The 25,999-nt window shown below is 67.0% G+C and carries 27 protein-coding genes; 18 read left to right on the top strand and 9 right to left on the bottom strand.

What is annotated here, in order from left to right; all coding sequences use genetic code 11:
* Positions 1-157: 157 nt before the first annotated feature.
* The 3 genes from QX039_RS13400 to QX039_RS13390 all read right to left on the bottom strand — a co-directional run bounded on the left by QX039_RS13400 (position 158) and on the right by QX039_RS13390 (position 2,025).
* A complete protein-coding gene (locus tag QX039_RS13400) occupies positions 158-310 on the bottom strand; it encodes a hypothetical protein (RefSeq protein WP_315771425.1) in 153 nt (50 codons plus the stop codon).
* Positions 311-538: 228 nt separating this feature from the next.
* Positions 539-1,351 (bottom strand): class III extradiol ring-cleavage dioxygenase, encoded by an 813-nt coding sequence (locus QX039_RS13395; protein ID WP_315736845.1) that lies wholly within the window; start codon positions 1,349-1,351, stop codon positions 539-541.
* Positions 1,352-1,590: 239 nt separating this feature from the next.
* Positions 1,591-2,025, bottom strand: a complete 435-nt coding sequence (locus QX039_RS13390) for a DoxX family protein (RefSeq protein ID WP_315771424.1) — start codon at positions 2,023-2,025, stop codon at positions 1,591-1,593.
* A 103-nt stretch (positions 2,026-2,128) separates the two neighbouring features.
* On the opposite strand from QX039_RS13390, the gene QX039_RS13385 reads away from it, so the two are divergent.
* The 4 genes from QX039_RS13385 (at position 2,129) to QX039_RS13370 (ending at position 5,761) form a co-directional block, all read left to right on the top strand.
* Positions 2,129-3,046 (top strand): LysR family transcriptional regulator, encoded by a 918-nt coding sequence (locus QX039_RS13385; RefSeq protein WP_315771423.1) that lies wholly within the window; start codon positions 2,129-2,131, stop codon positions 3,044-3,046.
* 42 nt (positions 3,047-3,088) lie between these two features.
* Positions 3,089-4,792, top strand: coding sequence for a SulP family inorganic anion transporter (locus QX039_RS13380; RefSeq protein WP_315771422.1), 1,704 nt, complete (start codon positions 3,089-3,091; stop codon positions 4,790-4,792).
* A gap of 198 nt (positions 4,793-4,990) precedes the next feature.
* Positions 4,991-5,221 carry a hypothetical protein gene (locus QX039_RS13375; RefSeq protein WP_315736839.1) on the top strand — a complete coding sequence of 77 codons (231 nt, stop codon included), beginning with the start codon at positions 4,991-4,993 and terminating at the stop codon, positions 5,219-5,221.
* A 267-nt stretch (positions 5,222-5,488) separates the two neighbouring features.
* Positions 5,489-5,761, top strand: a complete 273-nt coding sequence (locus QX039_RS13370) for a GCG_CRPN prefix-to-repeats domain-containing protein (RefSeq protein WP_315736838.1) — start codon at positions 5,489-5,491, stop codon at positions 5,759-5,761.
* Between the two features lie 160 nt (positions 5,762-5,921).
* Here QX039_RS13370 and QX039_RS13365 read toward each other — a convergent pair whose 3' ends face one another.
* Positions 5,922-7,343, bottom strand: a complete 1,422-nt coding sequence (locus QX039_RS13365) for an FAD-binding oxidoreductase (RefSeq protein WP_315771420.1) — start codon at positions 7,341-7,343, stop codon at positions 5,922-5,924.
* A 72-nt stretch (positions 7,344-7,415) separates the two neighbouring features.
* Between QX039_RS13365 and QX039_RS13360 the strand changes: the two genes are divergently transcribed.
* Positions 7,416-7,922 carry a thioesterase family protein gene (locus tag QX039_RS13360; protein WP_315771418.1) on the top strand — a complete coding sequence of 169 codons (507 nt, stop codon included), beginning with the start codon at positions 7,416-7,418 and terminating at the stop codon, positions 7,920-7,922.
* 16 nt (positions 7,923-7,938) lie between these two features.
* Here the strand turns inward: QX039_RS13360 and QX039_RS13355 are convergent, their stop codons facing one another.
* On the bottom strand, positions 7,939-9,477 hold the full coding sequence (locus QX039_RS13355) for a helix-turn-helix domain-containing protein (RefSeq protein WP_315771417.1): 1,539 nt from the start codon (positions 9,475-9,477) through the stop codon (positions 7,939-7,941).
* A 159-nt stretch (positions 9,478-9,636) separates the two neighbouring features.
* Here QX039_RS13355 and QX039_RS13350 point away from each other — a divergent pair, with 159 nt between their 5' ends.
* On the top strand, positions 9,637-10,476 hold the full coding sequence (locus QX039_RS13350) for a class I SAM-dependent methyltransferase (protein ID WP_315755114.1): 840 nt from the start codon (positions 9,637-9,639) through the stop codon (positions 10,474-10,476).
* Positions 10,477-10,481: 5 nt separating this feature from the next.
* Here the strand turns inward: QX039_RS13350 and QX039_RS13345 are convergent, their stop codons facing one another.
* Positions 10,482-11,981: an amidase gene (locus tag QX039_RS13345; RefSeq protein ID WP_315771416.1), complete on the bottom strand. Its 1,500-nt coding sequence runs from the start codon at positions 11,979-11,981 to the stop codon at positions 10,482-10,484.
* A 262-nt stretch (positions 11,982-12,243) separates the two neighbouring features.
* Between QX039_RS13345 and QX039_RS13340 the strand changes: the two genes are divergently transcribed.
* Genes QX039_RS13340 through QX039_RS13325 form a run of 4 tightly spaced genes read left to right on the top strand, consistent with a single transcriptional unit; the run spans position 12,244 to position 15,312 of the window.
* On the top strand, positions 12,244-13,083 hold the full coding sequence (locus tag QX039_RS13340; protein ID WP_315736830.1) for a roadblock/LC7 domain-containing protein: 840 nt from the start codon (positions 12,244-12,246) through the stop codon (positions 13,081-13,083).
* Positions 13,084-13,143: 60 nt separating this feature from the next.
* A complete protein-coding gene (locus tag QX039_RS13335; protein ID WP_315736828.1) occupies positions 13,144-13,905 on the top strand; it encodes an MBL fold metallo-hydrolase in 762 nt (253 codons plus the stop codon).
* Position 13,906: 1 nt separating this feature from the next.
* Positions 13,907-14,671: an OmpA family protein gene (locus tag QX039_RS13330; protein ID WP_315736826.1), complete on the top strand. Its 765-nt coding sequence runs from the start codon at positions 13,907-13,909 to the stop codon at positions 14,669-14,671.
* Positions 14,668-15,312 (top strand): hypothetical protein, encoded by a 645-nt coding sequence (locus tag QX039_RS13325; protein WP_315736825.1) that lies wholly within the window; start codon positions 14,668-14,670, stop codon positions 15,310-15,312. Before QX039_RS13330 ends, QX039_RS13325 begins: the two co-directional genes overlap by 4 nt.
* An 83-nt stretch (positions 15,313-15,395) precedes the next feature.
* Here the strand turns inward: QX039_RS13325 and QX039_RS13320 are convergent, their stop codons facing one another.
* Positions 15,396-15,569: a DUF1328 domain-containing protein gene (locus tag QX039_RS13320; protein ID WP_006614063.1), complete on the bottom strand. Its 174-nt coding sequence runs from the start codon at positions 15,567-15,569 to the stop codon at positions 15,396-15,398.
* 291 nt (positions 15,570-15,860) lie between these two features.
* Between QX039_RS13320 and QX039_RS13315 the strand changes: the two genes are divergently transcribed.
* The 6 genes from QX039_RS13315 (at position 15,861) to QX039_RS13290 (ending at position 22,120) form a co-directional block, all read left to right on the top strand.
* Entirely contained in the window at positions 15,861-18,431 is a 2,571-nt protein-coding gene (locus QX039_RS13315) for an ATP-dependent helicase (RefSeq protein WP_315736823.1), read from the top strand.
* Between the two features lie 114 nt (positions 18,432-18,545).
* Complete coding sequence (locus QX039_RS13310) at positions 18,546-18,962, top strand: hypothetical protein (RefSeq protein ID WP_315736821.1); 417 nt, start codon at positions 18,546-18,548, stop codon at positions 18,960-18,962.
* Positions 18,962-19,633, top strand: a complete 672-nt coding sequence (locus QX039_RS13305; protein ID WP_315736819.1) for an OmpA family protein — start codon at positions 18,962-18,964, stop codon at positions 19,631-19,633. Before QX039_RS13310 ends, QX039_RS13305 begins: the two co-directional genes overlap by 1 nt.
* A gap of 244 nt (positions 19,634-19,877) precedes the next feature.
* A complete protein-coding gene (locus QX039_RS13300; RefSeq protein ID WP_315736818.1) occupies positions 19,878-20,429 on the top strand; it encodes an Mpo1-like protein in 552 nt (183 codons plus the stop codon).
* A complete protein-coding gene (locus QX039_RS13295; protein ID WP_315736817.1) occupies positions 20,430-21,455 on the top strand; it encodes an NAD-dependent epimerase/dehydratase family protein in 1,026 nt (341 codons plus the stop codon).
* Positions 21,456-21,496: 41 nt separating this feature from the next.
* Positions 21,497-22,120 (top strand): isoprenylcysteine carboxylmethyltransferase family protein, encoded by a 624-nt coding sequence (locus tag QX039_RS13290; RefSeq protein WP_315736816.1) that lies wholly within the window; start codon positions 21,497-21,499, stop codon positions 22,118-22,120.
* 5 nt (positions 22,121-22,125) lie between these two features.
* Here QX039_RS13290 and QX039_RS13285 read toward each other — a convergent pair whose 3' ends face one another.
* Positions 22,126-23,172: an alpha/beta fold hydrolase gene (locus tag QX039_RS13285; RefSeq protein WP_315736815.1), complete on the bottom strand. Its 1,047-nt coding sequence runs from the start codon at positions 23,170-23,172 to the stop codon at positions 22,126-22,128.
* A 120-nt stretch (positions 23,173-23,292) separates the two neighbouring features.
* Entirely contained in the window at positions 23,293-24,027 is a 735-nt protein-coding gene (locus QX039_RS13280) for a hypothetical protein (RefSeq protein ID WP_315736813.1), read from the bottom strand.
* Positions 24,028-24,317: 290 nt separating this feature from the next.
* On the opposite strand from QX039_RS13280, the gene QX039_RS13275 reads away from it, so the two are divergent.
* Positions 24,318-25,238: an ABC transporter ATP-binding protein gene (locus tag QX039_RS13275; RefSeq protein ID WP_315736812.1), complete on the top strand. Its 921-nt coding sequence runs from the start codon at positions 24,318-24,320 to the stop codon at positions 25,236-25,238.
* Positions 25,235-25,996 carry an ABC transporter permease gene (locus QX039_RS13270; protein ID WP_315736810.1) on the top strand — a complete coding sequence of 254 codons (762 nt, stop codon included), beginning with the start codon at positions 25,235-25,237 and terminating at the stop codon, positions 25,994-25,996. The genes QX039_RS13275 and QX039_RS13270 overlap by 4 nt, the downstream gene beginning before the upstream one ends.
* The last annotated feature ends 3 nt before the right edge of the window (positions 25,997-25,999 follow it).

Below are 25,999 nucleotides of genomic sequence, written 5' to 3'. Positions count from 1 at the left end.
TTGACCGTTTCTTTCGAATGCCCATCGCAACCTCCTCATCGAGTGTTGCGACGACCAATTGAATCCACCGCCCGGCCCTCCCTGCGCGATGGTCTTCACGCTTATATGCAGGCTTCCTGGCGCTCGGCTTGTTGGCCGCCATGCGCGACAACGCGTTTCACGCGTTGCGCGGTGATACCAGCGTCGAGGTATCAGAACCCTGCAACTTCACGTCCGCAAGAGCATCGTTCGTCCGCACATCGAAAAGGACATGCTGCGAGTTCTCGCGGCCACCGCTCCCCGCCTCGCGTGTCGTGACGATCGCGCGCAACGCCCCTCCGCAAGTGAGGCGGGATACGCGGAAGGATCGCGGTGATTTGCCCGACGACACAAGCGAAATCACCTGCGACATAGTAACCCGACGGGCAGGCAACGCTCCGCCATCGCTCGTGATTAGTAGAAGACGTCAGCCAATATCGAGATTTCGGGTTCAAGGCGAGCGGCCCTCCCCCCGGAATGACGGCGGCTTGGATATTGCAGAACTAATGAGTTCAGCGGCTCACGCCGCTGCCCTCGCCTCGTCGACGCCATGGAACGCATAGACATCCATGCGCAGCACGCCGTAATTGGCGCTGTTGTGCAGGCGCTCGACGCGCCCGCCCTCGCCGGCCGCGCCCATCGCTGCGAACAGCGGCAGGAAGTGCTCGTCGGTCGGATGGTTGTCGCGCGCATGCGGAGCGAGACGGCGGTAGTCGACGAGATCGTCGACGCGGCCTTCGATCGCGGCGTTGTGCACCCAGTCGGCGAAGTCGACCACCCAGGACGGCGCGGGGTCGTCGATGTCGAGCCGGCGCTTGCGGAATTCGCCGAGATTGTGGGTGAAGCTGCCGCTGCCGATGATCAGCACGCCTTCCTCGCGCAAAGGCGCCAGCGCGCGGCCGAGTTCGAGATGATGCCTTGGACCGCGCTCGGTCTGGATCGAGAGTTGCAGCACCGGAATGTCGGCTTGCGGATACATCAGCAGCAGCGGCACCCAGGCGCCGTGATCGAGGCCGCGCGCGCGGTCGATGCCGACCGGCAGGCCGGCCGCCTGCAACCGCGCCGCCACGGCGTGCGCGAGATCGGGCGCGCCCGGCGCGGGATAGCGCAACTGATAGAGCTCACGCGGAAAGCCATAGAAATCGTGGATCGTCTCGTTGGCAGCGACCGCATTGACGGTGGGGATGTCGGTCTCCCAATGCGCCGAGATCACCAGGATCGCCTTCGGCCGCGGCAGGCTGTGGCCGAGACCGACGAGGAAGTCACGGGCCGCCGAGTCCGTGAGCGGCAGCATCGGCGAACCGTGCGACAGGAAGATGCTGGGCAGGGTCATGTCATGGCTCCTGGTTCAATTGGTATCTCAGGTGGCGCCCCAAACTACAACTGTCGTCCCGGGCAAGCCCGAGCGTCGCATCGCGACGTTCGGGCGCCGACCCGGACCCATACCGCGTGATGTCGCGGCTGGAACAGACTGGTCGTCTCACCTGACCCAAATAGCGCCCTGTGGTTAGGGATCCCCGCGTTCGCGGGGATGACATCGAGATTGGGGCGATGGGCAACCGCCCCTCACCATCAATGCGCGCTGCGGAGCTGGCCGCCGGCAAGGCTACTGCGAAGGCCGCCGAGGGCGTAGGCGCCGTCGCCGAGCAGGGCCTGGACCACCAGGGTCACCGCCCAGAACGCCGGATACTCCCAGCCGCCCTTCGGATTGTTGAAGAAGAACCCGGCTGAGCCGTGCACGGTGAAGATGGCGCCGAGCAGGATCGGCACGGCGGCGAGCGCGACCCAGCGGGTGTAGATGCCGAGGATCAGCGCGATGCCAGCCAGGATCTCGGCGGTGATCACGAGATAGGCCAGCTCGGGCGGCAGGCCGATGCTGCCGAAGAACTTCGCGGTGCCGGCCGGGCTGAACACGAACAGCTTCAGGCTGGCATGGGCCAGGAACAAGCCGCCAAGGGTGAGACGGAGCAGGAGCGCGGCGTAAGGCGCGGTGCGGGCATCGATCATGAAAACCTCCGGTGGGGACTCCCCGGCATATGGATCATTTCCCACCAGACGATAATCCGGTACAGTGGAAATTCAGTTCACACCCCTAGAGTGAGATGATCCAGTGTTGGACCGGTTGACCGGACTGGAGGTGCTCTCGAAGGTGGCCGGCTCCGGAAGCCTGTCGGGCGCGGCCCGCCTGCTCGGCATGTCGCCCACCATGGTGACAAAACACCTCGCGGCGCTGGAGGCGCGACTCGGCACGAAGCTGTTTCACCGCACCACGCGCCGGCTGACCATCACCGAGGCCGGTCGGCGATATCTCGATCTCGCCGAGCGGGTGCTCGGCGATTTCGAGGCGGCCGAGAGCGCGATCGCGGCCGACCGGGTCGAGCCGCGCGGCCTGTTGCGGCTCAATGTCCCGCTCGCCTTCGGCACGCGCCAGATCGCGCCGCTGCTTGCAAGCTTCGCCGCGCTCTATCCCGGCGTCAGCGTCGAGCTTGGCCTCAACGACCGGCTCGTCGACCTGATCGAGGAAGGCTGGGATCTCGCGATCCGCATCGGCACGCTCAAGGACTCCAGCCTGGTGGCGCGGCGGCTCGCGCCGTGCCGGATGATGGTCTGCGCGGCGCCGTCCTATCTCGCCGCCCACGGGACGCCGCGCACCACGGCCGATCTCGCCGGCCACAACTGCCTCGGCTATACGTTGGCGGCGGCCGGCCCGTCGCGCTGGCGCATGGGCGGCAAGGCGGCCATCGACGTCACCGTGAGCGGCAATCTGCGCGCCAACAATGGCGATGCGCTGCTCGCCGCCGCCCTGGCCGGGCAAGGCGTGATCTACCAGCCGACCTTCATCGTCGGCGACGAGATCCGCGCAGGACGGCTGGTGCCGCTGACGCTCGACGTGCCGCCATCGGACCTGCTGGCGGTGCATGCCGTCTACCTGCCGGATCGCACGCCATCGGCCAAGGTGCGCGCCTTCATCGACCACCTCGCCGCGGCGTTCGCGCCCGAGCCACCTTGGGATCGCGATCTTGCGTGAGCGGACGAACAGCTCGGCCGCGATGCACTCGGAGACATCGACATGAGCGAGCAACCACGCCACGACGGCAATCATCATTGGCCGATGCTCCGCTCCCTGCGAGGCTGGCGGATCAGCGCCCTGCCCGCCGATCTCGCCGCCGGGCTGACGCTGGCGGCGATCGCGATTCCCGAGCAGATGGCGACCGCCAAGCTCGGCGGCTTCACGCCCGAGACCGGCTTCTTCGCCTTCATGGCGGGATCGCTGGGGTTCGCGCTGTGCGGCGCCAACCGCTTCCTGTCCTGCGGCGCCGATTCCACGATCACGCCGATCTTCGCCGGCGGCCTGGCGCTGCTCGCGACCAGCGGCACGCCCGAATACGGCAGCCTGGCCGCGGCGCTGGCGCTGCTGGTCGGGGTCATGCTGGTGCTGGCCGGCGGCTTCAGGCTCGGCGGCATCGCCAACGTGCTGTCGGTGCCGGTCACCGTGGGCTTCCTGGCCGGCATTGCCGTGCACATCATCGTCTCGCAATTGCCGGGCGTGCTCGGCCTGCCGTCACCGAGCGGGCCAACGCTGGCGCGGATCGCCACCTTGGCGGGCGAACTCGGCAAGGCCAACGCGTACACGATGCTCATCGGCTTCGGCGTGCTCGCGACCATCACGGTCTGCGAGCGGATCAGCGCCCGCATACCCGGCGCGTTGATCGCGCTCGCGGCCTCGACCTTGTTCGTGCTGTCGGCCGGGCTGAAGGGGGGCGGCGTGCCCGTCATCGGCGAGATCGCCGGCACGGTGCCGATGCCGTCCGTGCCGCTGATCGGACCGGAACAATGGGCGAAGCTGATCCCGCTCGCCTTCCTGATCGCGGTTGTGGTGATGGTGCAGACGTCGGCGACGACGCGCTCGTTCCCTTCCGATCCCGATGGTTCCGCCGATGTCGACCGCGACTTCCTCGGCGCCGGTGCCGGCAGCCTGCTCGCCGGATTGTTCGGCGCGTTTCCGGTCAATGCCAGTCCGCCGCGCACCGGCATCGTGGTCGAGACCGGCGGCCGGTCCCAGGTCGCGGGCCTGCTCGCCGCCGCGATCGTGCTGCTGCTCGTGCTGTTCGGAGCCCGGCTGCTTGCGAATGTGCCGGAAGCGGCGCTCGGCGGCGTGCTGCTGTTCGTCGCGCTACGCATCATCCGCGTCGCGCAGATCACAAGCGTCTATCGCGCGTCCAAGGGCGAGTTCCTGCTCATCCTGGCGACCGCGGTGGCGATCGTTGCGCTGCCGATCGAGCAGGGCGTCGCGCTCGGCATTGCGCTGTCGCTGCTGCACGGCATCTGGAGCACGACACGCGCCCACCTCATCGCCTTCGAGCGCGTGCCGGACACGACGATCTGGTGGCCGGCGCATCCGCAGATCAAGGGCGAGGAGCTGTCCGACATCGCCGTGGTCGGCTTCCAGGCACCGCTCAGCTTCCTCAATGCGGCGACGTTCCGCGCCGACATGCGGCGCATGCTGCGCAGCCGCAAGCCGCGGCTGGTGGTGTTCGAGGCCAGCGCCATCGTCGAGATCGATTTCACCGCCGCGCAGACTCTGCGCGACGTGATCCACACCTGCAGCGAGACCGGCGTCCTGTTCGCGGTGGCGCGGCTGGAGTCGCTGCGGGCCCAGGAAGCCTTCGAACGGTTCGGCCTGTACGATGTGCTGCCGCGGGATCGCGTGTTCCACAGCGTCGATCACGCGCTGCGGAAGCTGCGCAGCAGTGCCTCGGATGTGCACGCTTGAGGGAATGGCGGCACGAGCGCCGCCGTGGTCGACGACGACTCCGGGGCAAGCGGACGCTTGCGCTCTGCGCAGTGACCTCGTGATACAAACCGTTACACGTTGCGGCGACGGTCGACATATGCCCGCTAAATTCATCGGCGAGACAACCGCCTCACGAGGCCCGGCGCGTCGGCCGCGGCGAGAGAGGAATCATCGATCATGCACAAGCTGCTTCCGCTGCTGTTGATAGTCATCTCCAGCACCGCCGCCCAGGCTCAGGACAGGAGCGCCATGCGCCAGGCCTGCGGCGACGATGTGCGTACGCTCTGTACTGGAATCATGCCGGGCGGCGGCCGCATCAAGCAATGCATGATCGAGAAGTTCGACAAGCTCTCCGACGGCTGCAGGACGGCGCTGAAGGACGCAAAGGCGCAGCAAGGCGGCAAATGATGCCGCCTGCGACGAAAGCCAGCAGGACGCGTCGCTGATCGTTCATGTTCCTTGCAGCGAATGTCTGCTAGAACACCGCACGACGGCGACCAAACTGCAGCGATGCGCCACATGATCAGCAGAGCTGCATCGCGCGATCGGTGTCATGGAGATCTCTGTGGTACCAGGAAGAGGTTTCGCGGCGTCGAGAAAATTGCGAAACCAAAACCTGTCCGACGACGTCTAAGGACTACACTGCTTCGAAACCAACGAGAGGACCGCACTGCAATGCGCAATCTGTTCACCTCCGCCCTGCTCGCCGCGACCGTCATGTTGGGCGCGTCGGCCGCGCAGGCCTTCACGCTGCCGGCCCAGCCGGCTGCTCCGGACAGCAATGTCGAGCGCGTCGCCGGCGGCTGCGGTCCCGGCTGGTTCCCGGACCGCTGGGGCCGTTGCCGGCCCGCCCCGCGCGTCTATCGCCCCTATGGCTATGGCGGCTTCGGCCCGCGCACCTGCTGGGTGCGGCCGACCCCGTGGGGACCGCGCCGCGTCTGCCGTTGATCTGAACGGAAACAAAATGCCGCCGCGTGTCGAACGCGGCGGCATTTTCTATTTGGCGAATCGTCACGCGATCCGACATCTCCCCGCATGGAGGGAGATGTCAGCAGCGGCCCTGCGCGCCGGACCCAAATCCGAAACTCAGCTCGGCTTGGATTGCCAATCAGCGCGCCGGGATGATCTTGCCGGGATTGAAGATGTTCTGCGGATCGAGCGCCTGCTTCACCGCGCGCATCGCATCGAGCGCTTCCGGGCCGAGCTCGGACTCGAGATATTTCTGCTTGCCCTGGCCGATGCCATGCTCGCCGGTGCAGGTGCCGTCCATGGCCTGCGCGCGCTCGACGAGGCGATGCATGAACTCGTCGCCGCGCGCCATCTCATCGGCATCGTCGACATCGCACATCAAGGAGCAGTGGAAATTGCCGTCGCCGACATGGCCGACGATCGGCGAGGTCAGCTTGAGACGCGCGAGATCCTCCTCGGTCTCGGTGACGCAATCGGCGAGCCGCGAGATCGGCACGCAGACATCGGTCGCGACCACGCCGACGCCGGGCCGGATCGCCTTCACCGACCAATAGGCGTCGTGACGCGCCTGCCAGAGCTTGGTGCGGTCCTCGGGCTTGGTAGTCCAGGCGAAGTCGCCGCCGCCGCACTCGCGCGCGATCTCGGCGAAGTTCTTCGACTGCTCGGCGACCTCGGCCGCGCTGCCGTGGAATTCGAGCAGCAGCAGCGGCGTCTCCGGCAAGGTCAGCTTGGAATAGGCGTTGCACGCCCTGACCTGCGCTGCATTGAGCAGCTCGATGCGCGCCATCGGAATGCCGGTCTGGATCGCGAGGATCGTCGCCTGGCAGGCGCCGCGCACGGTCTCGAACGAGCACGACGCCGCGGCGATGGTCTCGGGAATGCCGCGCAGGCGGATGGTCATCTCGCAGATGATGCCGAGCGTGCCCTCGGCGCCGATGAACAGGTGCGTCAAATCGTAGCCGGCGGCGGACTTCTTGGCGCGGGTGCCGGTCTTGATGATCTCGCCATCGCCGCGCACGACCTTCAGCGCCAGCACGTTCTCGCGGATGGTGCCGTAGCGCACGGCATTGGTGCCGGAGGCCCGCGTCGACGCCATGCCGCCGAGGGACGCGTCGGCGCCGGGATCGATCGGAAAGAACAGGCCCTGATCGCGAAGATATTCGTTCAAGGTCTTGCGGGTGATGCCGGGCTGGATCACGCAGTCGAGGTCCTCGGCATGCACCTCCAGCACCTTGTTCATGTCGCGCATGTCGATGCAGATGCCACCCGCCGGCGCATTGACCTGGCCCTCCAGCGAGGTGCCGGTGCCGAACGGAATGATCGGCACGCCCTTTGGCGCGCAGATGCGGACGACGTCCTGGATGTCGGCGGTCTCCTGCGCCAGCACCACGCCATCCGGCGGCTGCGTCGGCAGCCAGGTCGTGGTATGGCCATGCTGCTCGCGCACGGCCTGCGAGGTGATGAGCCTGTTGCCGAAGCGGGCCGCGAGCGCGTCGAGCGCGCTTTTCAGCGCCTCGGGCGCAGGCCGCTTCAAATCGTGATGGGGGATCGTCGTCGCCACTGCTTCCTCCGAAAGTTGGGCGGACCGTGACAAAGGACGATCAAGGGGTCAAGGGAGCAAACGGAAGAGCCGATGAGCGATAATGCAGTGCCCGCAGCGCAAGGCGCCGGACCGTTTCTGTCACAGGTCATGCAGATCGAGCCGCAATGGATCGACTACAACGGCCACCTCAACATGGCCTATTACAACGTGATGTTCGACCGCGCGATCGACCAGATCTGGGCCGAGCTCGGCATTGGACCTGCCTACATGACGGAGCGCCAGGGCTCGACCTTCACCGCCGAATGCCACGTGCGCTATTTGCGCGAGATTCATCTCGGCGATCCCGTTGTGGTCGCGGTCTGGCTGATCGCCGCCGACGAGAAGCGGCTGCACACCTTCGAGGAGCTGCGCCATGCCGAGGAAGGCTGGGTCTCCGCCACCTCGGAGAACATGTCGGTGCACATCGACATGACCAAGCGCAAGGTCGCGCCGTTTCCGCCGGACATCCAGGCCAACATCGCCCGCGTGCTGCAGGCGCATGCCACGCTGTCGCGGCCCGACGGGCTCGGCCGCGCCATCGGCATGCCGAAGAGATGACGGTGACCGGCTGCCGCTACGCCGGCAGGCCGGCGTCGGACAATCCCTCGAATACCCGGGCCGAATAGGCGTCCGGCAGCGGCGGCATGCCGCGCTGGACCTCGGCCAGGGTCAGGTCCGGATAGCCAGCACGCAGCGCCTGCAGGCTGCGCAGGGCTTCCGACCGCTCACCCGCCAGCACGTGGGACGGGCACATGGTCCGGTGCACCCACAGCGACGACGGGTGCTCGCGCAGGCCGCGCTGCTGCCAGCGCGCCGCCTCCGCGTAGGTCCCGGCGGCGAAATGCGCGCAGCCGATTCCAATGAGGGCGTTGAAGGCGAGCGGGTCCTGCGGCGCGAGATCCAGCGCAATCCGAAAGCGCTCGATCGCCGACGCGGCATCGCCGCGATAGACATCGAGCCAGCCGCTGCGGCTCCAGGCCCAGGGGGCACCGCCATCCAGCGCGAGCGCCCGGCCCACCACCTGCTCGGCCTCAGCGAGCTCATCCAGCAAGGTGAGCGCATTGCCGAGCACGCACAGCACGGTCGCATCCGCAAGCTCGGTCGGCACGCGCTGCGCCAGGGCGCGACCAAGCTGCCGATCCTGCCCGGGCGCGGTGCCGAAATGATAGACCGCGCGCTGGCCGTAGGCCCAGGCCGCGAGCGCCGTGGCCAGGGCATGACGGGGATCGCGGGCGATGGCCTGATGCAGCAGCTCGAGCGCACTGCGGTTGCCGTCGGCGTCGAGCGACAGCACGCCGGGCATGGCGCGCAGCGCGAGATCCTGCGCGGTCAGATCCTCATCCGGTTTGCGCAGCGCCCGATCGATCTCGGCGCGGCGCAGGCTTTGCAGCAGCGATGCCGCCACGCGGGCGGCCAACCGTTCGTGACTGTCGGCCTCCCACCGCAGCATGACCTCACCGCGATGCGCCCATATCAGCCCGCCGCTGTCCTGGTCGATCAGCTGCAGCAGCAGCCGGGACGCGCCATCCCGACCGTGGAGCGACGCGTTCATGCGGTAGCGCGCCGCGCGCGGCTGGGTCGTCACGGCAAATCCGGCGCGGGTCAGCGCCAGCGTGAGCTCGGCCGCGAGGTCGTCCGCCAGCTCGCGCACGCTCGGATCGGTGGCGATCATGGCGAAGGCGATGGTCGGCCGGTCGCGTACCGGCGCAATGGTGGTGCGCGACGCGGCGAGCTGCGCCATCAAGACCGCCTGCCGCCTCAGGGTTTCCGACGGCGTCTCGCCGTGGCAGCGACGATAGCCGGCGGCGAAGCGGCCGTAATGCGGGAAGCCGCAGCGCAGAGCGACGTCCATCACCTTCTCGCCGGCGCGCCCCTGCAGAAACTCGACACGGGCGCGCGCGTAGCCGAGCTCCTGCCGGACCATTTGCGGCGACCGGCCGATCGACCTGACGAACTGGCGCTGCAAGGTCCGTCCGGAAACGCCGGCAATCTTCGCCAGATCGGCCAGCGTCCAGCGCCGCCCGAGGTCGTCATGCATCGCTTCGAGCGCGCGGCGTACGCTGCGTGGCAAAGGCTGCCGCGCCGCCAGGGGAACCTGATCTCCGTCCATCATGCGACGACGTCCAATTGCCTATGGGTCATCGGCGGCGCTCGAAAAGTTCACGATCCGGATGGCCGTGTCGCGATCTGGATAGCGCTGCCCGAGGCCTGCCGCGTACGTCTCCACACATCAGCGCGCGCAACAGCGCTGCATTCTCCGGAGGAGACCATCATGACCGCATCAGCTGCAATTCAGGCCGGCGTGACCGCAGAGCCGGATTTCACCGCGCTCAAGGCACGCCAGCACAGCGCGTGGTCGTCCGGCGACTACGCCATCGTCGGCAACACGCTGCAGATCGTCGGCGAGGAACTCTGCGAGGCGCTTGACATCCGCGCCGGCCAGAAGGTGCTCGACGTGGCCGCCGGCAACGGCAACGTCACATTGGCTGCGGCGCGGCGCTGGTGCAACGTCGTCTCGACCGACTACGTGCCTGCCCTGCTCGACCGCGGTCGCCAGCGTGCCGCCGCCGACGGCCTGTCCGTGCAGTTCCAGGAGGCCGATGCCGAGGCGCTTCCGTTCGGCGATGGCACGTTCGACGTGGTGGTCTCGACATTCGGCGTGATGTTCACGCCCCGGCAGGAGCGCGCCGCCGCCGAGCTCACCCGGGTGTGCCGCAGCGGCGGCAAGATCGGCCTGGCCAATTGGACCCCCGACGGCTTCATCGGCCAGTTGTTCAAGACGCTCGGCAAACATCTGCCGCCGCCCGCCGGCGCCAAATCGCCGGCGCTGTGGGGCACCGAGGCACGCATCCGAGAGATGTTCGCCGATGCCGCCGACATTCGCTGCCATCGTCGTCATTTCGCGATGCGCTACCGCTCGCCTGAGCATTTCGTCGACGTGTTCAAGACCTACTATGGTCCGGTGCTCAAGGCCTTCGCTGCGCTTGATGGCGACCGCCAGGCCGATCTCAAGCGCGACATGCTGGCGCTGATCGGGACGCTCAATCGCGCCGAGGACGGCACGATGGTGGTGCCTTCGGAGTATCTCGAAGTGGTCATCATCAAGCGCTGAGATCGTCAGCTCTGCACCACCCAGTCGGGCAAGCGGTCGAACCAGGGCTGCACCTGCTCGAGCTGGCGGGCGAGCTGCAACAGCCTTGTCTCGTCGCCGAGCCGGCTCGTGAACTGCACGCCGAGCGGCAGGCCGTCGGCGGTCCAGTGCAGCGGCACGCTCATCGCCGGCGTGCCCGTGAGATTGGCGAGCTGCGTGAACGGGACGTATTGCAGGCTGTCGCGGGCGATCTTGTCGATCATGCCGTCGAGCACGCCCCAGCGCGTCAACAGCCCGAGCAGGCCGATGCGGTCGAGCATGTCGAGCAAGGTCTGCTCGGCGGTCGAGGGATCGCCCTGGCCGTGCCGGATCGGCGGATGCGCGAGCGTCGGCGTCAACAGCAGATCGTAGCGCAGATGGAAGCGGGCAAGCGCGCGCGCGAAGCCGTTCCATTTGAGCAGCTGCGTGGTGAGCGCGCCCGCCGAGATCGCGCCGCCCAGCGTCGACAGCACCCGCGTCAGCAGCTCGAACTCCTCGCGCTTCGCGCCCTTGCCGCGCGCATCGGCCACCAGCGCCGCGACCTGGCCGAAATAGATGTGCAGGAACGAGGTCGCGAGCGCGGCGCCGTCGATGTCAGGGGTGGCCTCCTCGACCTCGTGACCGAGGCCCTCCAGCAGCTTCACCGCGTTGTCGACCGCGAGCTTCGCTTCGGCATGCACCTCCGTCCCGATCGGCGACGCCGTCGTGTAGCCGATGCGCAGGCGGCCGGGATCGTGGGCAACCGCGTTGGCGTAGACCACGCCGGGCTCGGCGGTGAGAAAAGGATCGCCCGGCTCACTGCCCGCGATGACGTCGAGCGCGAGCGCGGTGTCGCGCACGCTGCGCGAGAGCACGCCTTCACAGGAGGCGCCGAACCAGTACTCGCCGAAGCCCGGGCCCGACGAGACCAGGCCGCGCGACGGCTTCAGCCCGAACAGGCCACAGCAGGCGGCGGGAATGCGGATCGAACCGCCGCCATCATTGCCGGCGGCCATCGGCACGACGCCCGAAGCGACGGCCGCGGCTGCGCCGCCGCTGGAGCCGCCCGGCGTGTGTGCGGGATTCCAGGGGTTGCTGACGCGGCCGAAGGCGCGGGAGTCGCTGACGCCCTTCAGCGCGAGCTCCGGCAGGTTGGTCTTGCCGAAGATCACGAGGCCGGCTTCGAGATACCGTCTGACGACCGAGGCATGCTCGCCGGCGACGAAACCGGACAGCGCCTTGCTGCCATAGGCCGTCGGAAGGCCCGCATAGTCCTGGGCGCAGTCCTTGATCAGGAACGGCACGCCCGTGAGCGGGCCGTTGGCAGGCTTGGCGAGCTGCGCACGGGCCTCGCGCTCCATCAGCCTGCAGACGGCGTTGGTCCTCGGCTGGGCCAGCTCGTGCTGCGCCAGTGCGAGCTGCAGCAGCTCCGCCGCATTGGTCTCGCCGCCCTTCACCGCGGCGGCAAGCGCCGTCGCATCGCGCCGCACATAGTCCCGGACGTTCACATTGCCCTCCCCCGTACTGCAATTCGCCGCCGTCATCGTAGCTGATTCTGGTTGCAACAGAGGCGCAGTTGCGCCGAACGCGGCATCAATCGGGCGCAACGGTGGCAATCGTGGCGGCACGATGGTCGACCCCGGTCGACCTGACGGCCGGATTGCGCAGCTTGGTCCCGAATCTAGTTAATTTGATTCAGATCATTCGTCGCGTCTCTTGTGCCGACCTAACCTTACGCATCGTTAGTTGCGTAGAGTTGACGAGAGAGCGATGGGACGCCTCGCAAGCCTGCTGAGCCGAGCGCACGGTCCGCATGAGGATGCGGCAGCCGTTCCTGTGACCACCGCCGACTACTTCATCCTGCTGTCGCGCGCGATGGAGAACCTGCCGGATTCCTCCCCCGAGCGCCGCGCCGAAGTCTACCAGTCGGCACGCCAGGCACTGGTGACCCAGTTGCAGGCGATGGATCCGCCGGTCTCGCGCTCACGCATCAAGGCCGAGCAGCGCGCGCTCGACGATGCGGTTGATACGATCGAAACGCGCGCGCTGACGGCGCCGGACGGCAGTCCAGAACAAACGACGACGCTGGTCCCGGACGACCCGCTGCATCCCTCCTCCATTACTGCACACCCCGACATTCCGACCGCTTCCGTTTCAACAGCTCAAGATGACACCCAGGATCCCGCCATGGCTCAAAGTCAGTTTCATTCCAAGTTTGCCCCGCGCGCCGTCGAGGAGAAGCCGATGTCACGACTCGATGAAATCAACCGGGTGCTGCGCAAGCTGCAGAGCGACTCGTTCGGGGTCGAGGCCTGCGCGCTGATCTCGGAGGACGGGCTGATGATCGCGAGCGTGCTCGCGGCCGACATGGAGGAGACGCGGGTCGCCGGCATGACCGCGACCTTGCTGTCGCTCGGCGGCCGCGCCGCCATGGAGCTCGGCCGCAGCCATCTGCAGGAGGTCATCATCCGCGGCGAGTCCGGCTATGCCGTGCTGGTCAGCGCCGGCCGCGGCGCGCTGCTGCTCGCGCTCACCAACGAGAACAGCAAGCTCGGGCTCACCTTCTTCGACATGCGCGAAGCCGTCCGGTCGCTGCAGAAGGTGCTGTAGCGCACCGTCGTCCAATGAGCCGGCGCGCGGCGACGACGCGGCGTCGGCGGGAGTAGTTTCATGGCCAATACCGTCCTCTATGACGACGGCGTTCACAAGAACATCCTGCTGGAGGATTTCGGCGCCGGCGATCTCGCGGTGCAGGCGAACCAGCATCTCATCATCCACGACCGCGTCGGCATGCTGCTCGATCCTGGCGGCCACAAGGTCTATTCCAGGGTGCTCAGCGAGACCTTCAGCCAGCTCTCGGGCGGGCGGCTGAAATATCTGTTTCTGTCGCACCAGGACCCCGACATCGTCGCGGCGATCAACGGCTGGCTGATGACGACCGATGCCGACGCCTACATCTCCGAGCTATGGACCCGCTTCGTGCCGCATTTCGGCTTCGACCACATCGTCGCCCACCGGCTGAAGCCGATTCCCGACGAGGGCATGGTGTTCGACCTCGCAGGCAGCAGGCTCTACGCGCTGCCGGCGCACTTCCTGCACAGCGAGGGCAATTTCCAGCTCTACGATCCGATCTCGAAGATCCTCTACAGCGGCGACCTCGGCGCCTCGATCGGCGTCGACTACACCGTCGTGCGTGACTTCAAGGCGCATACGCGCTTCATGGAAGGCTTTCACCGGCGCTACATGGTCTCCAACCGCGTCATGAAGGCGTGGGCGCAGATGGTCAGCACGCTCGACATCGAGATCATCGCCCCGCAGCACGGCGCGCTGTTTCCGGATGCGACGATGTCGCGCCAGTTCATCGCGTGGTGCGCGGGGCTCGAATGCGGCATCGACCTGATCACGCCGAAATTCAAGGTGCCCGTGGGCTGACATGCTGGCGCCTTCCCCGAACTCCGTTCCGCCGTCGCCCGCAATGCGCGTCGATGCGTGCGCCGTGGCCGGCGAGGAGGCACCGGTCTGGCTCGCCGCGGCCTTCGCCGTCGCCGGCACCCTGATCGCCGTCATGTCCGCAGCGCTCTGGCAGCAAGGCACCGCCACGCCGCCGGTCGCGACGGCCGCGATGCCGGTGACGGCCGTGCCGCAGCGCGACGACCGCGTTGCCGACGCGGCTCCCAAGCGACGGGAGGCGCGGATCGTCGAACCGGCGCCGATCATCGCGCCGCCGACGCCGCCCGCAATCGCTCCCGTCGTGATCGCGCCACCAACTCCGCCGATCGCCCCGGCAGCGCCCCCGGAGCCCCAGGGCACGACGAAGCCCCCCGCCGAGTGCTTCGCCCCGCTGGCGGTCGGCTTCGAGCGCGGCAGCGCGCGACCGAACCCTGCCGACATGAAGCGGTCGCTGGCGATCCTGCAACGCGCGCTCGCGCGCCACGGTGAGGCGACCATCATCATCGAGGGCCATACCGACGCCAGCGGCACCGAGGATCTGAACGTGCTGCTGAGCTATTCGCGCGCCAAGGAGATCGCGGCCCAGTTGAAGCGCGAGGGGCTCTCCGCGCAGCGGATGTCGGTGCGCGCGGCCGGCGCCGGCGAGGCGCGCGGCGATGCCCAGGCGGTCGCGGGCGACCGCAAGGCCGTGCTGCGCATTGCGGGCGTCGACGATTGCAGTCAACTCACAGCGACGAAGCGACCATGACGATCTATGCCATCGTGAGCGGCCTCGGCGCCGCCATTCTGCTGCTCACCTCGGGCTATTTGTTCGGCGCCCGCCAGGGCGCGCTGTCCCGCGAGCTGTTGCGGCGGCAGGTGCAAATACAGGCGGCCAGCCTCGACCAGTTGCAAGAGCAGAGCAGCCACGACGCCATCGAGCGGGAGACCAGCCTGCGCAGCGCGATCGAGGATGTGCTGGCGCCGCTGGTCGAGCGTGAGCGTATCTCGCTGGATCTGGCGCAGCTCGCGAGCCGGCCCGGCCGGCGCCGCGAGCTGGTACCGCTGCTCGACCGCATCGCCGAAGTCGGCCGCTTCCAGACCGTGCTGCTCACCAACGAGGAAGGCCTGCCGCTTGCGGCCAATACGACTGCCCACCGCACCGAGCAGCTTGCGGCAGCGGCGACGCGGCTCGCGCTGGTGGCGGAGAAGATCGCCGACGAGACCCACATCGCGCCGTTGTCGGTGATGCTGCGCGACGCCTCCGAGGCGACGACGCTGTGCCGGATCTTCCGCGTGCAGGACCAGACGCTCACTCTGACCGCGCTCTCCAACGATGCGCGCCTCGCCTCCGTTGCGCTCGATCCCGCGCTCGCCAAGGTGCAGGTCGCGCTGACTGCGCCGGCCTGACACCTCCCCAGAACGCAAAGGGCGCAGCACCTCTTGCGAGGCACCGCGCCCTTCGCCGACCTCATTGTCAGGGATGAGGCCGACTACACGCGGCTGCGGCCGCGGGCGAGGCCCACGACGGCCGAAACCAGAAACAGCACGATGGCGATGAAGAAGATGATCTTGGCGATCTCGATCGACGCACCAGCGATGCCGCCGAAGCCGAGGATGCCGGCGATCAATGCGATAACCAGGAAGGTGACAACCCAGCCTAACATGACACGACCTCTGTCTCTCGATTGCGGTTCAAAGCGACGCGGAGCTTGCGCCGTTGCCAGGACAATCGTGGCTCGGAACAAAGGTTCCGGGCGCGCGGGCCGCTAAAAATTCGCGATTTGCCGGAACAAACGCCCATCGAAGCTGGAGCGGCGTCCGTCTGCCCCGATTTAGGGCTGTAAAACGCCCCCGCCGGCCCCATATAGCCGTCAATCCCTGCTATGAGGGCTCCTTCCTGCAGACCTCGTGATGCCGTCGTATGATGCCATCAGAGGGACGAGACTGATTCGCTGATGACCGAGCCCAACCGCGTGAGCCCTTTTCCTGCGCCCGACCACCAGCCCGTCGCCGGCGGCATCGCCGCGCGCGCCCGCGCCGCCGCGACCGGTGGGGCGCGCTATCTGGCGGGCCTCAATCCGGAGCAGCGCCAGGCGGTCGAGACGCTCGATGGCCCGGTGCTGGTGCTCGCCGGCGCAGGCACCGGCAAGACCCGGGTGCTGACCACGCGCATCGCGCATATCCTGAGCCAGGGGCGCGCACGGCCGAGTGAGATTTTGTCGGTGACCTTCACCAACAAGGCGGCGCGCGAGATGAAGACGCGGCTTGCCGAGATGCTGGGACAGGCGGTCGAGGGCATGCCGTGGCTCGGCACTTTCCACTCGATCTCCGGCCGCATCCTGCGCAGCCATGCCGAGCTGGTGCAGCTCAAGTCCAATTTCACCGTGCTCGACGTCGACGACCAGATCCGTCTGCTCAAGCAGTTGCTGCAGGCCGAGAACGTCGACGACAAGCGCTGGCCGGCGCGCATGCTGGCCGGGCTGATCGACGGCTGGAAGAACCGCGGCCTGGCGCCATCCCAGGTGCCCTCGGGCGAGGCCGCCGTGTTCGCCAATGGCAAGGGCGGCAAGCTCTATGCGAGCTATCAGGAACGGCTGAAGATCCTCAACGCCGCCGATTTCGGCGACCTGCTGCTGGAGAGCATCCGGCTGTTCCGCGAGAACCCGGACGTGCTGCGGCAGTACCAGAGCCGGTTCAAGTTCATCTTGGTCGACGAGTATCAGGACACCAACGTCGCGCAATATCTGTGGCTGCGGCTGCTGTCGCAGGCGCCGTCGTCCTCTGGTTCGTCATTGCCGGGCTCGACCCGGCAATCCATCGCGTCTTCGGAAGAAGATGGATCACCGGGTCACGACGCTGCGCGTCGGCCCGGTGATGACGAGACGGGTGTTGCTGCGCCCAGCCCCGCGTCTCCTCCCAAAAACATTTGCTGCGTCGGCGACGACGATCAGTCGATCTATGGCTGGCGCGGCGCCGAGGTCGACAACATCCTGCGCTTCGAGCACGACTTCCCCGGCGCCAAGGTCATTCGCCTGGAGCGCAACTACCGCTCCACGGGGCACATCCTCGCCGCCGCCTCGCACCTGATCACGCACAACGAAGGCCGGCTCGGCAAGACCTTGCACACCGAGGACGTCGAGGGCGAGAAGGTCACCGTCACTGGCGCCTGGGATTCCGAGGAGGAAGCGCGCGGCATCGGCGAGGAGATCGAGGAGCTGCAGCGCCGGGGCGAGCATCTCAACGATATCGCGATCCTGGTGCGCGCCTCCTACCAGATGCGCGAGTTCGAGGACCGCTTCGTCACGCTCGGCCTGCCCTATCGCGTCATCGGCGGCCCGCGCTTCTACGAGCGCGCCGAGATCCGCGATGCGCTGGCTTACTTGCGTGTCATCAACTCGCCGGCCGACGATCTCGCCTTCGAGCGCATCGTCAACGTGCCCAAGCGCGGGCTCGGCGACGCCACCGTGCAGATGCTGCACGACCACGCGCGCAAGCGCCGCATCCCGCTGTTCGAGGCGGCGCGCGCGGTGGTCGAGACCGACGAGCTGAAGCCGAAGGCACGCGGCTCGCTGCGCGGGCTGATCCTGCAGTTCGAGCGCTGGCGCGCCCAGCGCGAGGTCACGTCGCACACCGAGCTCGCCGAGATCGTGCTCGACGAGAGCGGCTACACCGAGATGTGGCAGAAGGACCGCTCGGCCGATGCGGCCGGGCGACTGGACAACCTCAAGGAGCTCGTCCGCTCGATGGAGGAGTTCGAGAACCTGCACGGTTTCCTCGAGCACATCTCGCTGGTGATGGACCGCGAGGGCGCCGCCGACGAGGAGGCGGTGTCGCTGATGACCTTGCACTCGGCAAAGGGGCTGGAATTCGACAACGTGTTCCTGCCGGGCTGGGAGGAAGGGCTGTTCCCGAGCCAGCGTACGCTCGACGAGCAGGGCCGCGCCGGGCTGGAAGAGGAGCGCCGCCTCGCCCATGTCGGCCTGACCCGCGCGCGGCGTCGGGCAAAAATCTATTTCGCCACCAACCGCCGCATCCACGGCACCTGGACCACCACGATCCCGTCGCGCTTTCTCGACGAGCTGCCCGCGGCGAGCGTCGAGATCACCGAATCGAAGGGGGGCTCGGGCTGGGGCGGTGCGGGCGGCTACGGCCCGTCGCGCTTCGACAACGTGGAATCGTTCGGATCGAGCTATTCCACGCCGGGCTGGCAGCGCGCGCAGGCACGTCGGCCGGGCGCAGCGCGCGGTTCGTCGGAGGGCGGCTTCAAGGAAGAACCATCGCCGTTCTCAGGCCGTGATCCGTTCGGCGGTAATTTCGGCCGTGGCAAGCGCGGACCGATGACCATCGAGGGCGAGCTGGTGGCGAAATCCACCGGCACGACGTCGGAATTCACGCTCGACGACCGCGTCTTCCATCAGAAGTTCGGCTATGGCCGCGTCGTCAAGATCGACGGCAACAAGCTGACCATCGCCTTCGACAAGGCCGGCGAGAAGCACGTCGTCGACAGCTTCGTCCAGCGGGCGTGATCTGGCGCGACGGCCGCGCCGCCGGGCGGCCGTTGCCGCGCGTCGCAATCGAGCTTCACACTTCGCCGTTGTTTGGCCTTGACCATGGCAGCGTGCATCGTATGAGATGCAATCATGGTCCGAGGATACATTCTGTTGAGTGTTGCGGTCGCGCTGTGTGTGCCCTCGCTGGCGGCGGCGCAGACGATGAGCTTTGGCGACTCCGCGGGGCTGATCGCGTCCAGTTGCGGCGCTGACATCACCGCCAATTGCCGCGGCGTCAACCTCGACTCCAACCGCCTCAAGGAATGCCTCTCGCGCAACCAGGACGTGGTCTCCGCGCAGTGCAAGGCAACCTATTTCAAGGCGTTCGAGGCGATCCAGAAGCGCATCGCCGCGCGGGTCACGGTCGCCAATGCCTGCCAGCGCGAGATCGTCAAGCTGTGCGGCGGCTCCACGAAGGAGACCAGCAAATCGATCCCGTGCCTGATGACGACCAACGGTGTGAGCGCGCGGTGTCAGCAGGCGATGGGCGAAGCGGGGTATCGCTGATGCGGCGGGCAGCGAGATCACTGCTGTCAGGGCTGATCGCGGCTTCGCTGGCGGCCGCGAGCGCGCCCGTATGGTCGCAGGAGGTGAGTCGCGAGGACATCGTGCGCCAGCTCAGCCGCTTCGAGACTGCGCCCACGCTCGATCTGCCGGCGCTGAAGCAGCAGACCCAGGAGCGCTCCAGGATCCGCAGCCGCAACGAGCCACCGCCGCAGAAGCGTCCGCCGATCGCGCCGGAGCTGATGAATCTGCCGGCCTTGAACGTCGACATCCAATTCGACGTGGACACCCCGATCGTGCGTCCGGAATCATACCAAGCCGTCGGGCGGATCGCCGATGCGATGGTGTATTCCGACCTCCTGCCCTACACGTTCCTGATCGTCGGCCACGTCGAAGCCAACGGCAAGCGCGAGTCGAATGTCATCCTGAGCCAGCGCCGCGCCGACGCGATCCGCGACATCCTGGCGAACACCTTCAAGATCTCGGTCAAACGGCTGCAATCGATCGGACTTGGCGAGGAGCAGTTGCTTGACCCGTCCAAGCCGACCGCCGCCGTCAATCAGCAGATCCAGGTCATTCCGATCGCAAAAACCGTCGAAGAGGCCGCAGCGCCGCCTCCGCCCACTGCTCCGGCGACGCCCAGCAAGCAGGGCCCCCGCAAGCATCGCAATTGATGCAATTGGGATCTGCGCGGAAGCCATGAACCCGGAGCGCTGCCGGTGCGACTGTTGTTTCAGCAGGTTGCCGGTGCGCTCTCCGGCCGGCGCGAATGGAACCCGTTTTCAAGTCGGCGCTCTGCCCGGCGATGCGGCCGGGCCGCGATTGCCGGGTTTGTCGATGCAGCCGCTTGATGGTATAGCCCCCTCTTTGCGGCCGTCGATTGAGCGGCGGTCGATCTCATTGACGAGCGAGCCAGCCATGAACGCCATGTTCCGACGCCAGATGGTCGACTACGTCGAATATCATCGCGATCCGCGCAACGGCCTAATGCATGTGTTCGGGATCATCCTGTTGTTCCTGGGCGCCGTGCTGCCCCTGAGCTTGTGGCATTTCGACGCGCTCGGCATCCGGATCGGCCTCGGCGCCGTGCTGGCGCTGCCCGTCCTGCTCTACTGGCTGCTGCTCGATGCCGCACTCGGGGCCGGCATCCTCGCCTTCGCCGTGCTGTTCCTTGCTGCGGCCATGATGATCGCCGATCACGTCCATGGTGTCGCCTTCTGGGCGCTGTTTGCCGCGCTCATCATCTTCGGTTTCGTCTCGCAGGCCGTGGGCCACAAGATGTTCGAGCGCAACAATCCATCTCTGCTGGATCATCCGGCGCATCTCTTTCTCGGTCCGATGTTCGTGATGGCGAAATTGTACATGGCGTTGGGTCTGCGGCCTTCGGTGGCCGACCTCATCGCGCCGAACTGGTCGCCGGATCGGCTCGCATCGGACCGGCTTCAAGGCGATCAGCACTCGCGTCCCTAAATGAAAGTCCTCGTCACCGGCGGCAGCGGTTTCATCGGCCATCACCTCGTCTCTGCGCTGACGACGCGGGGCGCCGAGGTGCGTGTGCTCGACATTCGCTGCCCCAGCCACATGATCGCTGACGTCGAGTACATCGAAGGCTCGGTGCTCGATGCGGGCCTGGTGAAGCAGGCGGTCGCCGGCGCGGATCAGGTCTATCATCTGGCCGGACTGCCCGGCATGTGGATGCCGGACCGCGAGGACTTCTTTCGCGTCAACTGCGTCGGCACCGAGACCGTGCTGGCGGCGGCGCGTGCCGGCCGGGTGCGCCGGTTCCTGCACTGCTCGACGGAATCGATCCTGTTCGACTATCCGGGCTCGACCGGCGCCGCCTCGGCGCCGACCGCACCTCCGGCCGACGCGATGCCGGGCGCCTATACGCGCTCGAAGGCGCTCGCCGAGGCTCGCGCCATGGCAGCCGCCGCGGACGGCTTCCCCGTCGTCGTGGGCACGCCGACGATGCCGATCGGCCCGCATGACAGCAACCTGACACCGCCGTCGCAGATGCTGCGCCTCTTCCTGGACAGCCGGCTCCAGCTCTACCTCGACTTCATCGTCAACCTGGTCGACGTCCGCGACGTCGCGGCGGGCCTGATCCTGGCGATGGAGCGCGGCAGGGTCGGCGGCCGCTACGTGTTCGGCGGCGAGAGCCTGCGCCTCAGCCGCATCCTCGATCTGATGGCGGCGATCAGCGGCCGCAAGCATGTCGCGGTCGCCGTGCCCGGCCGGCTGGCCGAGCTGTCGGCGGGCATGCTCGAGTTCGTTTCCGATCACCTCACCAAGCGCTGCCCGTCCGGCACCGCCGAGGGGGTGCGGATCGCCCGCGCGGCCTCGGATCTGTCGATCGACAGGGCCAAGCGCGAGCTCGGCTACGCCCCGCGCCCGATCGAGCCGAGCTTGCGCGAGACGATCGCCTTTCTGCTCGATTCCGAGCCGCGAAGGCGGCCCGACGACAAACAACACCCTTTTCGCACCGCGGCCGAATAGCTAAGAGCAGCCGGTCCCAGGTCTCACAACGGTTCCAAGACATGTCCGGCGATGCCAGCCCCATCTCGTCGTTTGCGTTCAGCGGATGGACCACCACTTGGCCCACCTCGCTGCTTGCCATCATCTGGCTGATCTGGCTCGCGAGCTGGGTCGGCGCCTCGTTCTGGTCGGGGCAGACCCGAAAGCATGTGACGGTGATCAAGACCAGCCGCTATCACGCGCTGATCGTGCTCGGCGGCATCCTGTTCACGCCGTGGACCTCGCGCCTGCTCGGCGAGAAGCCGTTCTGGAATCCCGGCGAGACCGGCGTCTACCTGCTGACCATCGTGACCCTGGCCGGCATCGCCTTCACCTGGTGGGCGCGCATCCATCTCGGCCGCTTCTGGTCCAACGCGATCACCCACAAGGAAGGCCACAAGGTGATCGATACCGGCCCCTACGGCATGGTCCGTCACCCCATCTATACCGGGCTGATCCTCGGCATGATCGCCACCGGCATCGCGGTGGGCACGGTGACCGCCGTGCTCGGCGCCGTCCTGATCTCGCTCGGGATGGCCTGGAAGGCAAAGATGGAAGAGGTCTTCCTCGCTCAGGAGCTCGGGCCGGATTACGTCACCTACCGGCAGCGCGTGCCGATGATCATTCCGTTCCTGCCGCCGGGCTGAAGCGCTCAGCGCCTGACCTGGGCTTCCGACGGCAGCTGCGGCGGCTGGCTTGCCACCTGCGGCAGCAGATGGCGCGGCAGGATGATGCGCTGGCCGGGGACCAGCGGCTGGGCGGCGAGGCCGCGATTGGACTGCTGCAGAGCCCAGAGCGGAACGCGATAATTGGTGGCGATCTGGTCCAGGGTCTCGCCCGGCCGCACTGCCAGTGCAGTGCCGCTGTCCCACAACTCCACGGAGGCTTTCGGCGGCACCAAGTAGCGCAGCGGCACCGGGTCGGCCTCGGCAGTGGCCGAGGTCTGCGACAATTGGCTGATCATGGTGACCAATTGGGCGTGCACATCCTCCATCTTGTCGATGTTGATGTGCGTAACCTCGTCATGATCCTTCATGTCGAAGCTCGCGTAATGACCGCGAAAGCCGGGCTCGGGCTTGACGTCGCCGCCGCCGAGAATGTTGTCGGACAGGAACAGGTTGATGAAGCGCTGCACGTTGGGCGGCACGCTCTTGGTCGCATGCGCCGGATCGACGGTGACGACGAGGGCAACCGGGATGTTCTGCTCCTGCAGTGTGATCGCGATGCGGACGCTGCACAGCCCGCCCATCGAATGGCCGATCAGCACGATCGGGCCCGGCTCCTGGCGGTAGTTCTTGGCCACCTGGAGCGCGATCAGGTCGCACAGCGTGAATTCATAGACACTGGCCCGGTAGCCGGCCTGCTCGATCTTTTCGGCCAGACGGTCCATCCCGGTCGAGAACAGCGGCCCGAGCGCGCCGCGGAACAGGTACACCCGCGGCGGCGGCAGCGGCTGGCTGATCTCGGGCGGCGCGGGGGGTACCGCGCGGATCGCCGCGGGGGTTGCTGCCGGGGATGCCTTGGCTGATCTGGTCGGCGCGGGGGCGGAAGCAGCACCGGGCTGGGCGGCCTGCGAGATGCTCGAGGCGGCAAGTCCGGCGAGGAGAGGTGCGGTAACGAGGATCGCGAGCAATCTCCTGCCGGCAGCCGCCTTGGCTGGGCCGAGCCACCGCCTCGCGATTCGCGCCACGCTGGTCATTCGCGCTCCCGGGAAAGCTCTCAAGCTCAGATCAAGCAGGGTCGTCTCCCCCCTGCCATACCGCTTGTCGCCGCCGAATGGGAGCATTTTGGGGCGCGCGCCCGGTGGCGCGGCCGCCTATTACCGGTAACCGGTGACGTTGGCAGCCCGCTGCGGGGCGGCCATGCGGGTCGGCGGCGCCGCCGCCGGGCGGCCCCGACCGCCGAACACCACGCCGTCGATGGCACCGATCACCTTCTGCTGCATGATCTGGTTCTTTTCGATCGTGACGTGGCCGACACCGGGAACCGACTGAACGTCGACATTCTCGAGCTTGCCGCGGAAGCCGTCGTCGCGGCGGACCGGCTCACCGGCGCCGCTGGCGATGTAGAAATTGATGTAGCGCTCGGCGTTGCCGCCGACGAGCTTGGTCTTGAACACCGAGTCGAGCCCGATCGCGAGCTTCACGGGCACGCCGAGTTGGCCGAGCTTGTTGATCATGTCAGGCAGCGCCGTCGCGCCCGAGGAATGGCCCACGAGGATGATGGTCTTGATCCGGCCGGCGCGATAGGCGGCCGCCGCCTCGTCGGCGAGCGACGACCACGACACAAAATTGGCGACCGTGTTCGGAATGCCCTGCGAATCCAGCTTGGCGGCGATGTCGTCCAGCCCGAGCGAGAAGATGTTGAGCACGCCGCGCAGCAGATAGACATGCGTGGTGCTGGCGGCACTCGCAGCCGCCGGGCTCGGCGCCGCCCGCACCGATCCGGTACCGAGCGGCAGAGCCAGCGCAACGGCCAGCGCCACCATGCCAAAGCAGCGCGCCGAGAGGCTGCGCTTGCAGGTGGGTCGAACGGTGCTGGCGCGTGGCGTCATCGGTCCTTCTCCGCGGCGGAAATGTCGAGACGGCGCGACCGTACCCAAGATGCTCGCGGACGCAACATCGTCGGACATTGCGGGGCGCGTTCCTCCCCCGGACGTGGCTGCGCAGCAACACTCACCGGCGCCAGCCACGGAAAAACCCAACAAGCGACACGATCGAGAGCGGCGCGCGCGATTGCGGTAACGCACCGCCGTTCCTATCTGAGCGCTTCGCCCGCGCCTGCGCCCCCTCCTTCGCGCAGCTCCCTGCCCTTTTCGAATCCCTCGGATCGAATTCCCTCGTGATGCCTCCCGTCATTTCCGTTACCGGCCTGTCGAAGACCTATTCCTCGGGCTTCACCTCACTCAACAATGTCGATCTCGCGATCGAGCGGGGCGAGATCTTCGCGCTGCTCGGGCCCAACGGCGCCGGCAAGACGACGCTGATCAGCATCATCTGCGGCATCGTCAATGCGTCTACGGGCAAGGTCGCGGTCGGCGGCCACGACATCAACCGCGACTATCGCGCCGCGCGGGCGCTGATCGGGCTGGTGCCGCAGGAGCTGCACACCGATTCGTTCGAGACCGTATGGGCCACGGTCAGCTTCAGCCGGGGACTGTTCGGCAAGCCCAACAACCCCGCCCTGATCGAGAAGATTCTCAAGGACCTGTCGCTCTGGGACAAGAAGGACGCCAAGATCATCACACTGTCCGGCGGCATGAAGCGCCGCGTGATGATTGCGAAAGCGCTGTCGCATGAGCCGCAGGTGCTGTTCCTGGACGAGCCGACCGCCGGCGTCGACGTCGAGCTGCGCAAGGGCATGTGGGACGTCGTGCGCGAGCTCAAGGCCGCCGGCGTCACCATCATTCTCACCACGCACTACATCGAGGAAGCCGAGGAAATGGCCGATCGCGTCGGCGTCATCAACAAGGGCGAGATCGTCCTGGTCGAGGACAAGGCCAAGCTGATGGCAAAGCTCGGCCGGAAGCGGCTGAGCCTGCATCTGCAGCACCGGATCGAAGCCGTCCCCGAGGCGCTCGCGCCCTATCATCTCGCGCTGTCGGACGACGGCTGGCGGCTCGCCTATGACTACGATACCAAGGGCGAGCGCACCGGCATCACCAGCCTGCTCGGCGATCTCAGGACCGCCGGCATCCGCTTCGTCGATCTCGAGACCAAGCAATCATCCCTGGAAGACATCTTCGTGAGCCTGGTGCGGCAATGAATTTTCGCGCGGTCGCCGCAATCTACAAGTTCGAAATGGCACGCACCTGGCGCACGCTGCTGCAGAGCATCGTGTCGCCCGTCGTGTCGACCTCGCTCTACTTCGTCGTGTTCGGCGCCGCGATCGGCTCGCGCATCAGCCAGGTCGAGGGCGTCAGCTACGGCACCTTCATCGTGCCCGGCCTCGTGATGCTGTCGGTGCTGACCCAGAGCATCTCCAACGCCTCGTTCGGAATCTACTTCCCGAAATTCATCGGCACGATCTACGAGATCCTTTCGGCGCCAATCTCGCATTTCGAGATCGTGCTCGGCTATGTCGGCGCGGCCGCGACGAAATCCATCATTCTCGGGCTGATCATCCTCGCCACCGCCGGCCTGTTCGTGCCGCTGCACATCCAGCACCCGGTGTGGATGCTGGCGTTCCTGGTGCTGACGGCCGTGACCTTCAGCCTGTTCGGGTTCATCATCGGCATCTGGGCCGACGGCTTCGAGAAGCTGCAGATGGTCCCGATGCTGGTGGTGACGCCGCTGACCTTCCTCGGCGGCAGCTTCTACTCGGTGAACATGCTGCCGCCGACATGGCATTCGATCGCGCTGCTCAACCCGGTGGTCTACCTGATCTCTGGCTTTCGCTGGAGCTTCTACGAGATCGCCGACGTCAGGGTGGAAATCAGCGTCGGCGTGACGCTGCTGTTCCTGGCGATCTGCATGGCGATCATCTGGTGGATCTTCAAGACCGGATACCGGCTCAAGCATTGAGCC

The organism is Bradyrhizobium sp. SZCCHNR1043 (assembly GCF_032489675.1).
Lineage (GTDB): Bacteria > Pseudomonadota > Alphaproteobacteria > Rhizobiales > Xanthobacteraceae > Bradyrhizobium.
Note: the sequence above shows the minus strand (reverse complement) of the source record. Positions and strands in the feature narration are given on the sequence as shown.